General features: G+C 65.1%; 6 protein-coding genes and 1 pseudogene. 5 read left to right on the top strand and 2 right to left on the bottom strand.

Translation table 11 applies throughout. The annotated features are described in order from the left end of the window. Positions 1–3: 3 nt before the first annotated feature. The 3 genes from JYK04_RS32970 to JYK04_RS32960 are packed head-to-tail and all read left to right on the top strand — an operon-like array spanning position 4 to position 5,811. On the top strand, positions 4–2,796 hold the full coding sequence (locus JYK04_RS32970) for a Z1 domain-containing protein (RefSeq protein ID WP_189745972.1): 2,793 nt from the start codon (positions 4–6) through the stop codon (positions 2,794–2,796). Next, complete coding sequence (locus JYK04_RS32965) at positions 2,793–3,800, top strand: PD-(D/E)XK motif protein (protein WP_189745971.1); 1,008 nt, start codon at positions 2,793–2,795, stop codon at positions 3,798–3,800. Before JYK04_RS32970 ends, JYK04_RS32965 begins: the two co-directional genes overlap by 4 nt. Then, positions 3,793–5,811, top strand: a complete 2,019-nt coding sequence (locus JYK04_RS32960) for an AIPR family protein (protein WP_189745970.1) — start codon at positions 3,793–3,795, stop codon at positions 5,809–5,811. The genes JYK04_RS32965 and JYK04_RS32960 overlap by 8 nt, the downstream gene beginning before the upstream one ends. A 149-nt stretch (positions 5,812–5,960) precedes the next feature. On the opposite strand, the gene JYK04_RS32955 is transcribed toward JYK04_RS32960, so the two are convergent. Both JYK04_RS32955 and JYK04_RS32950 read right to left on the bottom strand, forming a co-directional pair. Beyond that, positions 5,961–7,937 (bottom strand): DNA cytosine methyltransferase, encoded by a 1,977-nt coding sequence (locus JYK04_RS32955; protein WP_229876785.1) that lies wholly within the window; start codon positions 7,935–7,937, stop codon positions 5,961–5,963. Between the two features lie 407 nt (positions 7,938–8,344). Then, positions 8,345–9,703 (bottom strand): hypothetical protein, encoded by a 1,359-nt coding sequence (locus JYK04_RS32950; protein WP_189745968.1) that lies wholly within the window; start codon positions 9,701–9,703, stop codon positions 8,345–8,347. Between the two features lie 1,303 nt (positions 9,704–11,006). On the opposite strand from JYK04_RS32950, the pseudogene JYK04_RS32945 reads away from it, so the two are divergent. Then, positions 11,007–11,192, top strand: a pseudogene (locus JYK04_RS32945) (CorA family divalent cation transporter); the annotation flags it as partial. Positions 11,193–11,414: 222 nt separating this feature from the next. Continuing rightward, on the top strand, positions 11,415–12,656 hold the full coding sequence (locus tag JYK04_RS32940; RefSeq protein ID WP_189745965.1) for an erythromycin esterase family protein: 1,242 nt from the start codon (positions 11,415–11,417) through the stop codon (positions 12,654–12,656). The last annotated feature ends 8 nt before the right edge of the window (positions 12,657–12,664 follow it).

Genomic DNA, 12,664 nt, shown 5'->3' with positions numbered 1-12,664 from the left:
GCTGTGAGCACCACACCCGAAGACAGTCTCGAGAAGGCTGAACAGACCGCGTTGCTGCTCCTGCCGGGTGACCGCCAGGCAACGCCGGCCGAGGTGGACTTCGCCGTGAACACCGCGGTCAGCATCCTTGCTGCCCAGGGGATCACAGTGGACCGGGACCAGGTGCGAAAGGTGCTCGAGGCCCGAGCTTCCGTGTTCCAGGCTGATTCCTCCGCCATGACGAACGACGAGGGCCACGTGGCCTGGCTCGCCGACGCGAAGGCAGACCGGGAGTGGGACTTCTGGGACCGCTACCGGCGCTACCTGCTGAGTGTGTCCAAGCTCCCGACGCAGGTCGTGCGCCGCCTTGACCAGAGCACCGACGACGTTCTCGGTGAGCTGGAAGACCCTCAGCGAGAAGGCATCTGGCGCAGGACCGGGCTCGTGATCGGACAGGTACAGTCCGGTAAGACGGGGCAGTTCATCGGGCTCGCCGCGAAGGCAGCCGACGCCGGCTACCGGCTCATCGTGGTGTTCGCAGGGATCCACAACGACCTGCGCAGCCAGACCCAGCTCCGTATCGACGAGGGACTCCTCGGGTTCGACACCCAGTACCAGTTTCGCTCGGACGACGACGCGCATCGTCATATCGGTGTTGGCGCTATGTCGCATCACGGCAAGCGGCTGAAGGCCGCGTCGCTCACCACCAGTCACGAGAAGGGGGACTTCGCCCGGAAGACGGCGGTCTCCGCGAACGTGCCGGTGGGCAGTGTCCCAGTGGTCCTCGTGGTCAAAAAGAACCGTCGGATCATCGACAACCTGCGCGACTGGGTCATCGACAACCACGGCGTGGAGGACCCGGAGACCGGCCGGATGGTCGTTCCCGACCTTCCCTTGTTCGTGATCGACGACGAAGCCGACAACGCCGGAGTGAACACTTCCAAGGACCCGGACACCAACCCGTCGGCGATCAACAAGGCCATCAGGCGGCTGGTCAACAGCTTCACAAAGGCGTCCTACGTCGGCTACACCGCGACTCCCTTCGCGAACATCTACATCAACCCCGACACAGACGATGCCGAACTGGGACCCGACCTCTTCCCGGAGAGTTTCATCCGTACCCTGCGGGCGCCGTCAAACTACCTCGGTCCCGAGCGTCTCTTCGGTCTGCAGACCGACGGCGACGAGGAGGACATCGAGCCCCTGCCGCTTATAAGGAACATCAAGGACACGGACCTCTGGGTGCCGGATAAGCACAAGTCCCACCTCCAGGTTCCCGACTTCCTTCCGGAGTCGCTCCAGCGCGCCATCCGGTCCTTCGTCCTGACCTGTGCGGCACGCCGAGCGCGCGGGCAGGTCGCAGTGCACAACTCCATGTTGGTGCACGTGACTCGCTTCACCGCTGTGCAGCAGCAGGTCCGCGACCAAATCGACGCCCATGTACGCCTGCTCTTCGACGTTCTCCAGGACCGGTTCAGCAGCGCACGTGAAGAACTCGAGGAAGAGCTGCGGCAGCTCTGGGAGGAGGACTTCGTCCCCTGCACCGAGGACATGACCGGTGACAGGCTCGACTGGGAGGAAGTCGAAGCTCATCTCCATGCCGCCCTCGCGAAGATCACCGTCATGGCCGTCAACGGTGCGGCGAAGGACGCCCTCCAGTACTACGAGCGCCGGGAGACCGGCTTGTCAGTCATCGCCGTAGGCGGCGAGAAGCTCTCCCGCGGTCTGACCCTCGAAGGGCTGTCGGTCAGCTACTACCTGCGTGCCTCCAAGACGTACGACACCTTGTTGCAGATGGGACGTTGGTTCGGCTACCGCCCTCGCTACGAAGACCTGTGTCGGCTGTACACGACACGTACGCTGCAGCGCCAGTACGCGGAGATCACTGCCGCCACAGACGAACTCCGGCGCGACGTCGAGGAGATGTCCGCGGTTGGACTTACCCCCCGCGAGTACGGTCTCAAGGTCAGAACCTCGTCGCTAGGCCTCGGTATCACGGCGTCCAACAAGATGAGGCAGGGTACACGTGTCCGCCTCAGCTACTCCGGTGAGCTTCCCGAGACGACCATCTTCGACCTCTCCGAGAAGGTGGTCCGTAGCAACCACGAGCTGCTGGAGTCGTTTGTCGCACGCCTCGATGCGCACTCCGCCAGGGAGGTGGACGAGCGGAGCGGGACCATTGTCTGGAGCGGCGTCGCGTCCTCCGACGTCACCGAAGGTTTCCTCGACTCCTACCTCACCGACCGACAGGCCCAGCGGGTGCGGCCGGCATTCATCGCGGAGTACGTACGCCAGTGCGCCAAACAGGGTGAGCTGGGCAACTGGACGATCCGTCTGGCGAGCCGACTGCCCGAGGGAGCTCCGGCCGAGATCGCAGGCCATTCTGTCGGCCTCATCACGCGCAGCCACTCCAGGTCCTCGGACGTCGTTTCCGGCCGCTACACGATCAAGCGTGTACTCAGCCCTGCCGACGAGCTCCGCGACCTGACCCCGGAACAGCTCAAGCGTGCCCTGGAAGCCACGCAGGAAGCGGCGAAGGGGAAGCTCAACAGGAAGGGGGAACCGCTCGATCCGGACACCCCCCGCGGTCGGCCTTTGCGTCACCAGCGCCGCCCTGATCAGCCGTTGCTCCTGCTCTATCCCCTCAGCCCTGCCGAGGTGGCCAAGTCGTCGGGAAGCCCCGAGCCGGTCGCTCCGCTGGTCGGGTTCGCAATCAGCTTCCCGTTCTCCCGCCACCAGTTGAAGACTGAGTACGTGGTGAACGACATCTGGTTCAAGCAGGACATGGAGTTCGACGACTTCGAGGACGAAGAGTGATCGACGAGAGTGTGTGGCAGGAGCTGGAAGCTCACCAGCAGACCCCGGGGAGGTCCACCCGGCGGCTCTACCCCGACTCCCCACACGACATCCAGGTGTCGGTGACGCACCCCGCCCTCCGGCGGATGCTGCTGCTCGGCACTGACGCCAGGACCGCTGACACCGTACGTCAGGAGATCCAACAACTGCCGGCCACACGTGGCCTGCAGCTGAACCTGTCGTCGGTGTCCGGCAACCAGTACGAGCTCCAGGTCATGCTCACTGACGACGAACTCACGGAGGTGTTCACCCCGCTCGTCTCCGACATCGCAGAGGTGGTGCGGGACTCACCGACCACCGAGACGGCCGCGGAGGCTGCGGTTCGTCGCTATGTTGGGTGGCAGCAGCTGCTGCGCTCTGTGTCACGCGAGGGCCTGTCCCGACAGGCTCGGTGCGGCCTCTTCGGCGAACTCCACTTCCTCCTCGAGTACGTATTGCCGACTGTCGACCAGCACACAGCTATCGGCTCTTGGACCGGACCCCGGCAGACGAACCAGGACTTCCAGCTGCCTGGCGCTGCGGTCGAGGTGAAGTCGACCACGGTCCGCTCTCCCCGGACGGTGCAGATCGCGAGCGAGCGGCAGCTGGACACGGCCGACTCGACGCCCCTCGCACTGGCCCATGTCGTCCTCGACGACCGGCAGCGGGGGATCGGCACGAGCCTGAACGGCCTGGTGGACGAGATACGGGCTCGTCTGACCTCACCGTCCGCCTCACAGCGCTTCGAGAGCCTGCTGGTCCAGGCCGGCTATCTGCCGAACCAACGGGACCTCTACGACCACGATCGCTACACCCTGCGTCGCAGCGAGTTCTGGACGGTCGGGGAGGGTTTCCCCCGGATCGTCGAGGCCGCGCTGCCGCCTGGGATCGGCAACTGCACTTACACCATTGACGTGTCGGCCCTGGCCACCCACAGCGTGACCGCCGAAAAACTGGTCGACCTGATCCGAGGAACCCATGGCTGAGCACGACGTCCACGAGTACTCCCGCGCGCTGGTCACCGACATCCAGGCGCTGGCGGACGCCGAGGGCGGCTCGATTCCGAACACGTTCACCCAGCACGTACTCGAGATCCTTGAGGAAGCCGGTGTCGTCACCGACGCAGCACTCGCCTACCACTCCTCTCGGGGACTGGAGATCTACGGCTACGGCATGCCTGAGGACGGCTCCAGCCTCGACCTCTACACGACGGACTTCAACCTGACGCCGTCGAGCAGCAAGCTGACCAAGGCCGAGTCCGACAGACTCTTCCGCCGGCTGTTCGCGTTCCTGGGAAAGCACGGGTCAATCCGCCCCAACCAGGAGGACAACACCGACGTGCACGACATGTGCGTCGGTGTGGAGAAGGCGTTGTCGAGCGTTCCGAAGATCCGCCTCTTCCTCCTCAGCAACCGGGTCAGTACGACGAGCGCCCCGGAGCCCTCGGAGTTCGAGGGGATCCCCGTTACCCACGAGCTCTGGGATCTCGCGCGTCTCCACAGGCACGAGACATCCGGGAGTATCGGCGAGCCCATCAAGGTGGCTTTCGAGCGTCCCCTTCCCTGCCTGGCAGCTCACAGCGACGAGCCAAACTACTCGGTCGTCCTGGCAGTGATTCCCGGTCGGCAGCTGGCCGAGCTGTACAAGGAGCACCGGACCCGTCTGCTCGAACTGAACGTTCGGTCCTTCCTGCAGACCCGCGGCACTGTAAACAAGGGCATCCGCGACACCCTTCTGAAAGCCCCGGGCCAGTTCCTCGCCTACAACAACGGTGTGACCGCCACCGCCTCGGACGTGGACTTCGAGACCGACGAGGCTGGCCGGCCCATCGCCATCAGGAGCATGACCGGCCTCCAAATCGTCAATGGCGGCCAGACCACCGCCTCACTGCATCACGTCCTGACCCGTGACAAGCGGGACTTGGATGGGGTCCACGTGCAGATGAAGCTCACGATCGTCGATCCCGCCCACCTTTCCGAGATCGTTCCGAGGATCTCCCAGTACTCCAACACCCAGAACAAGGTGACGTTGGTCGACTTCAGCTCGAACCACGAGTTCCACGTCGCCTTCGAACGTGTCTCCCGCAGCCTGTGGGCCCCCGCAACCGACGGCAGCGGCCAGGAGACGCGATGGTTCTACGAGCGGGCACGGGGCCAGTACACCGACAAGTCCGCGGAGTACGAGACGCGCGCCGCCCAGCGCAAGTTCAAGCTGATTACGCCGACGCGACAGAGATTCAGCAAGTCCGACCTGGCCACCTTCGTGCACTCCTGGGAACAGCTCCCGCACTGGGTGAGCCGCGGCGCCCAGAAGAACTTCGCCCACTTCATGGAGCGGATCGAGAAGTCCGATCCCGTCGTGGACGTGCAGTACTGCAAGCGCGCCATCGCCACCTCCCTCCTTTTCCAGGCTGCCGACCGGATCGCCCGTACACACTCGGCTGGTAGCCACAAACGGCTGATCACGACCTACACGGTCGCCCGGCTCTCGCTTGAGGCCAAGAAGCGGATCGACCTCGACAGGATCTGGAACGAACAGGGCACAACAGACGCCCTGAACAGCGCCCTCGACGAACTCTGTCCCTTGATCATGGAAACGGTGATCTCCGGCGACCGGCACGTGTCGGAGTGGGCGAAGAAGCCTGACTGCTGGGACGAGGTTTCCCGCATCCCGTGGACGCTGCCCGCCGCGCTGGCCAGCGAGCTTACAGCTGATCCCTTCGAGATCGGCTCGCCCGAGAGCACCGAGTCGGACGAGGCAGAAGCCGCCGTCGAGGACATCCCCAGCGAGGAGTGGCAAGCTCTCGCGGATTGGGCCCGCGAGGGCCGGGTCCTGCGCTCCGTGGACAGGCAGCTCGCCGACCGCGTCGCGCAGCGCCTATCCCAGGGGCGACGGGTGGTCGGGGCCCAGGCCAGGCAGGCGATAGAGGTTTACGAAGATGCCCTGCGGCAGGGGTTCCACCCTGTTCCCACCGACGTTGACCACGAGACGGCGTGAGCGGCGGCAGTCCCGGAACAGCTGGGGCTGCCGCTACACGGTTTCTTCGCCTAGCAGTCGTCTGGAAGTCAAGGATGACGCCGAGCGAGCCACCAAACGCATCGCCGACGCCACACGCCTCAGCCTCCTGTTCTGCCGGGAAGGACCTGTCAGTCTGCGGTTAGCACAGCATCGAAGGTGGCTGCGGCTCCCTCGTCCTCCTGTGGACGGGTTGGGCAGTAGTCACTCAGCGGACAGCTTCCACAAACGGGCTGCTTGTCCCGGCACAGGTTCTCGCCAACGAACCTGATGGCGGCCATGCGCACCGGTGCATCACGGCCAGCGCCGAGAAGCTTTATGAGGTTAAGTCGCCCCTCGGTCAGTCGGTTGGTCAGGTGTGATTGGTTCTGCTGCAACCTCGCAGCCACCCGCAACGCACCCTGGTTGACCAGCATGATGTCGTCGCCAGCCAGCAGCCTGAACAGCGCGAGCTCAGCTGGCTTGAGTCCCATCATCTTGCTGTGATCAAGGATCGAATCCGCGTCTACCCAGACCTCGGCCTTGTCGACAACCGGACCGAGTCGGTCTTCCAAACGCTTGCGGGCGGCGGCTGTCGGTGCCGCGTTCACGAGGGCGAGGTAAACGTCCCGGGTCAGTTCCCTGTGTCCGGCAACACCGTTCATCACGTTGGCGAGCTGGCTCGGATGCAGCTTGCCTCCCGAGAGCACCGCCATGACGAGAGCCCCGAGCGGCTTCATCTTCCGGCCGTTGGGGAACTGGTACCACTGCTTACCAGCGCGCTGCTCCTTGGCCCAGCGAGTCAGCTCCTCACGTACCTCCGGCCACTTGTCCGTGGCCTCGTGTCCGACGGGTGCATCTTGCGGCAGGAGAACCCGGGCTGCAGCTTCACCCAACAGCGGGGGAACCGCGTTGCCAATCTGCCGGAAGGCGTCGCTCCGCGTGCCTGCGAACCGAAAGCGGTCCGGGAAGGTCTGGATTCTCGCGGCTTCACGTACGGTAAGCGTTCGCGGCTCTTCAGGATGGATGTACCAGTAACCGTCCTTGGCGATGTGCGCAGTGATTGTACGGCTCAACTCGTTCCAGTCGAGCTTCTTGTACTTGTCCGTGAACTGCTCAGCGTCGTACCTCTGGAATTCCTTCTCGTCGTCTCCCAGCTTCTCATCCAGCTCGGAGTAGAGGGTCTTGGAATCCATGATGGTGAAGATCTTGAAGTCGTCGGCTCGAACCCGCCGCGTCATGTGATCATGGATTACGCCCCTATCTGCCCTCTTGCGCATCTCCTTGGCGAATGGTGAAGGTTTCGGCTCCTGCTTCTCGTCGTAGTCGAGAAGTCGGGAGCCCACCGGGTCCAAAGGCTTCGGGTTGATCGGAGGAAGGTCTCCAATGGCATCCCGAAGGGTGGTCTGCTTCTTCGGCTTATCCCACGTGAAGCCGCCACCGTCCCTCCGCGCGAGCAGGATCAGGCGCTTCCTGTGCTGCGGCACGCGATAGTTCCACGCATCGACGAGACGAACCTGGGTCGCATACCCAAGGCTCTCCAGCTTTGCCTCGATGATGCGGATCACGCTGAAATCGTCACCGAGGCCCATGTCGGGGACGTTCTCCATGAGGACGGTACGAGGAAGGAGCTGCTCCACTACGTCGACATAGGCGCGCCACAGTTCCTTGCGAAGATCATGCGGGTCACGGTTGTGATTGTCGACCAAGTGTCGAATCTTGCTACGCCCGGCACGACTGAAGGGCTGACAGGGAGGGCCTCCCGCCACGATGTCGATCTCTGCCCCGGAGTCAAGAATTCGCTGGACGAACTCGCCTCGCTGCCCGTCGTCCCCGAGGTCGACACAAAGGCTCATTCCGGGGAAGTTCACCGCATGAGTCTCGCGTGCCCGCTCGTCGAAGTCCACGGCCGCAGCGGTGGTCCATCCGGCTCGTTCAAGGCCGAGACTCAGACCGCCGGCACCCGAGAAAAGGTCAACAGCGAGACGCTTGCCTTTCCCGTAACCAGACCGGACCCATTCCCCGAATTCTTCCGGCTCACAGTGGTATTTATGCTTGTCCAGCTTGAGGTAGTCGCTCCGCTCCAGGGGCACGCCATACGTACTTTTCGCCCCCTTCTCCTTCGCCACGACCCAATCCTCCGTACTTGCCGACCTGAACGAGCTCCAGGAGATCACGCACGACGCTGCGGAGGCAAGGCTTCCGGTTGATCCGCGCAGCCGTAAACCTCGACGGCCACGCGGATGACCTGCCCGGCGAACGCCACCACCCACTCGCCGTGCGGCAGTGGTCGCTTAAAGTAGTGATCTCCTCGTGAGACACCCCATATTAAAGGAGCCCCGCAGGACTCTCCCCGTGACTGTCTCGATTCAGGGCGACACATCCACGATCGCTACCTGCCTCAACGAGACCCCTCACCAGAAGACACGTTCGATCACAGCGCTGCGCCTCGTTTCATAGGCGCTGTAACCACCTCAGCCGCTGGCCCACAGCACGTACTGGCTTCTGCAGCGCGATCTGAGCTGTGTCGGGGATCTCAGCCGGCAGAGTCGTCGAGTGCTGTGACCCACGGCAGGCGAGCTGGCGCATGCCTCCGTAGGACCCGATCCGCCGGCACGAACTCGTGGGCGAGCTCAAAGGCACGAGCGCTCCGCAGCCGGTGGCAGTCGCCAGCAAGGACTTCTGCGAAGGCAAGCAACTTGCGTCGGGCTGGGCCTTCAAGCAGCTGAGCTGCCGCCTTGGCTCCGTCGCTGATCAGCTTCGCGGTGCTGATCAGCTCGTCCTTGGCGGCTGAATCGTCTTGCGCAAGGGCAGGCAACAAGCGGTCTCGTTCTCCGACCACATGTGCAGCAGCCAAGCAGAGAACCGTTGAAACTGCCGTCTCGGCGGGTTCTCCGGCATTGGTCATGGCATTCGCCAGTAGAGGGAGAACGGCGAAAGGGAGGGGGTCGGCAAGCTCCCAGAGAGGTTCCGCGACTTGGAGTCCTGCGTGTGTTCCCGTACGGTCCACGCACAGGGGTGGCCGACCGGGCGAGGTTTGACGTAGTTCCCAGCGTTCAATGCTGGGGTCTGCCAAGGCGGCCCTGAGAAGCGCGCGGCACGCCTCTCTCAGCGTCTCAACGGAGATGTCCGGCACGTCCAACCGTACGAGACTGCCGTTGCGCCGGATGTCCAGCACCGGGAATCTGGATTCTCCAGCTGCCTGGAGGATGGAGAGGTCTCGGCCGACATAGTTCGCCTCTTCCGCGCCCCAAATGATCAGCGGTGCGTTCTGGGCGTAGGCCAAGGCGACCCCGTGCTCGAACCCGTGGCAGACGGCGCGAGCGCGGATCGCTGCGTCCAGCACCTGTTCCAGATCGGTGGGTTGTCCACTTAGGAGGAGCGTGCTGTTGACAGGGTCCCAGCGGAAGTCCTCGTGTGCGTTCGCGTTGCGCCACTCAGTTCGGATCGTCGAAGCCAGGAACTTGCACAGCGGTTCACTGTCTTCAGCTGCCAGCAGGTCACGTACGGTCGAGAGCGAGGCGCCGTCCGGAACCGCCCTGCCCAGCAGTTCCATGACAACGGCAGCCGTGCGCTTGACGTCACCTTCCAGCACGGCCCTATGCAGGTCCATCACCGCACGCGCCTTTTCCTCTTGGTGTGCCGCGCGGTTGCAGGCGTCACGGTAGGCGACCTGTCCGCGATGAGAGGACAGCATCTCCGGCTCGCGATCGACGTGTCGTGCAATCACCGAACACGCAAGTTCCGGTTCGGCCTTCAAATGGGACGTCACCAGATCACGCGCCAAGAACGCGGCGCGATGCGCCAGCAAAGGGCGATCGGACAGCGCGAGGGATGCAAGGTGATGGAGCAGTTTCACCGTCAGCGGTAGCGAGTCATCGATCAGATGTCTCATGCTCCGTCGCAGCCGACGATCGAGGGCCTTCGGGGCCTTCGACCAAGCGGCCAGCAAGCGGGCCCGTGATGCTACGCCGGCCCCGGGCCGCAGTTGCTCAGCCGGCATCCCGAACGCCCGCTGATAGACGTCCTCGTCGGGAAGGCTGGCGCAATCAGTCTTGGCAGCAGCCTCTAGAGTTCGTCCGGCTGCTTGGGCCACGAGAGCATGCCTCCGGACCTCAGACCAAGCGAACTCCACCCATCCCTGTTCCAGGCAGGCGAACAGCTCTCGACCCTCGCCCCGATTCGCTTGCGCCAAGTCGGTCGCTAACCGGTGCTCTGCCGCGCTGGTCCGGGACGGACTGAACCGGGAGACCTCTTCTGCGACAGTGCCCAAGGCGACCACCGACGCGCGGAGACGCCACAACAGCTCCGGAAGCTCCTTCCCCACGATCCGGCCGGAAGCGGTCCGTAGTCGCAGGATCTCCGCGACCGTCTCGTCGGTCTCCCGCTGAAGCCCGGGTAGGTCGGCGTCCCTCAACACTGACTTCCATTGCGCGCGGGTCACAGGAACAAAGGCCACGTCCTGCCGCCCCGTCAAGTGCCCTGGAGGCGGGGAGAGATTCAACTTGCGGATCACCGCTGGCGCTGCGGAGGAGGACTCTCTTTCGACTGCGCCCAGTTGGCCGGGCAGGGTTACGTCCACCAGTACAGGATGGCACCAGCGCCATACCCGAGCGTACTGTTCTCCTCGCTCCGATCGGTGCCCGTGTACGCGACGATGCTGGCGTGGAGCCCGGCCGTTTGCGTTGGTCAGGTCTGCGTGAGCGGACGGGTGGATTGGGGGGCACCTGGGTTCAGGGGCGGAGGTGTCTGACCTGGGGAGTCGCGATCCTGTGGCACCGCCCGGCATCAGCCGGGATGATCTCGCGGGGCCGCTTAATGCGTGTACCTCTGGTTCGAATCCCGAAGCCGGAGCGGAAGAGCCGGGTCAGAGGACCATCGACGTAGGCGTAGTCGCCTCCTCGCTACCGATCTGAATTCCGACGGACGGCGAACGCCACAACTCCCCCCTCCGTGCCTCGACTACGTCGCGTGGCATGTACCGACGCCAGATCACGCTCATGGCAAGTGGTCATCCACCTTCGAAGGCGTCCTCGGCTGGGGAGGATCTGGGAAGAATGAAGCCCCGTTGGGGAGCGGCTGGGGAGGATCTGCCGTACAAACTGGCAGCACGGTGAAAGAGGCGGAAAGGCCGATCGTCGCAGGTCGGACCGCCTGTTCGGGGGATTTCCGCAGGTCAGATGTGTGAGGGTGACGGCTTCAAGAAGATCTCCTCGTGGGCGGCCATCCTCTTCGCCCCTACCCTGGCCGGGACGATTTACGGCGTGAACTTCGAGGACATGCCGGAGCTGAAGTGGGCGGGCGGGTACCCGTTCGCGATCGTGCTGATGGCCGTGGTCTGCACGAGCCTGTACGTCATCTTCAAGAAGCGCGACTGGCTGTAGGCCTGGGGCGGTGCTGGCCGGATACGGTCGGGCCGGGGTGGGTGGAGTTGTCGTCGGCGTCGCGGGAGTGTATTCCGATCATGGCCGACCGGACGCCGTGCGGGACCTCCAGGAGGTCCTTGCCGCGTGTCGGGAGGCGACGAACTGACCCAGGAACGGGTGCGAGGGGCCGGGGCACGCCCGCGTGCCTCCCCGCCGCACGCGGGGAGGAGAGGCAAGACGGTGCCCGACGACATCGCCCGGTGGCTGAACGAGCACGCCAACCCCTTGAGCACCCTGACCCCCGGCGCGCCCGTGGAGGACCTCAAGCCCCTGGGCGAGGCCCTGCGCGGGACACGGATCGTCGGTTTGGGGGAATCCACCCACGGCACGGGCGAGTTCTTCCGGCTGAAGCACCGCATCGTGGAGTTCCTGGTCCGTGAGGAGGGGTTCGCCACCCTCGCCATGGAGGCCAGCCAATCCGCCGCCCGCGCGCTCGACGCGTACGTCCGGTACGGCACGGGCTCCCCCGAACGGCTCGTCGCCCGGCTGGGCTTCTGGACCTGGCGCACCCGCGAGATGGTCGACCTCGTCGAGTGGCTGCGCGCCCACAACCGCGACCTGCCCGAAGAGCGCCGTACCCGCTTCGTGGGAACGGACCCCCAGCTCTGCGCGGACTCGGTCGACGCCGTCGCCGCCTTTCTGCGCCGGACGGCGCCCGATCAGGCCGGGCGCGTCGGCGCCTTGGACATACTGGCCCGGGCCCGCCCGGGCTCGCTTCCGGACCCGGACAAGGCCCTGATGCGGCGCGCCGAGGAGATCGCCCGCCTCGTCGCGGACCACGTCGAGCAGTCGGGTCCCGGCGACGACGCCGCCGAGGCTCTGGAACACGCGCGGATCCTGGTCCGCGCCGCCGACCTGGTGACCCTGCCCTTGGCGGCCCCGGCCGGCGAGGACGGCGTGTACGCCGCGCGTGACCGCTACATGGCCGAGGCCGTCGCACGGCTCGTGGACGACGACCCCGAGGCGCGCGTCATGGTCTGGGCACACAACGGGCACATCGCCAAGGGCACGTACGGGGACCAGGTGCCGGCCCTCGGCAGCAGGCTCCGCGAGCGGTACGGCGACGCCTATTACGCGCTGGCCCTCCTCTTCGGCAAGGGCTCCTTCCTGGCCCGCCGCGGCGACGATCTCCAGGGCCCGCCGGTGCGCCACCGCATCGGCACCGGCTTCCGCTCCCTGGAGGCCCGGCTCGCGGACGCCGTACCCGGCGACTACTACGTGGACCTCCGTGCCGCGGCATCACCCGCCGGCGCCGCACCCTGGCTGCACGCCCCGCACGCACAGCGCAGCTTCGGCGCCAACGTCCAGCGGTTCTTCTACCGTTTGAACACGGCCCCGCTCGTCCCGGCCGCGGACTACGACGGCATCGCGTTCACAGCCCGCTCGACCTGCTCCCACCTGCTGCCCCCGACAGAGGGCTGAGGCCGCAC

This window comes from Streptomyces nojiriensis (assembly GCF_017639205.1).
In the GTDB taxonomy this organism is placed as follows: Bacteria; Actinomycetota; Actinomycetes; order Streptomycetales; family Streptomycetaceae; genus Streptomyces; species Streptomyces nojiriensis.
This window is presented reverse-complemented; position numbering and strand designations above follow the sequence as displayed.

Coding starts and splice junctions, on each gene's coding strand:
- JYK04_RS32960 (WP_189745970.1), top strand. CDS start 3,793: ATGGCTGAGCACGACGTCCACGAGTACTCCCGCGCGCTGGTCACCGAC.
- JYK04_RS32950 (WP_189745968.1), bottom strand. CDS start 9,703: ATGAGACATCTGATCGATGACTCGCTACCGCTGACGGTGAAACTGCTC.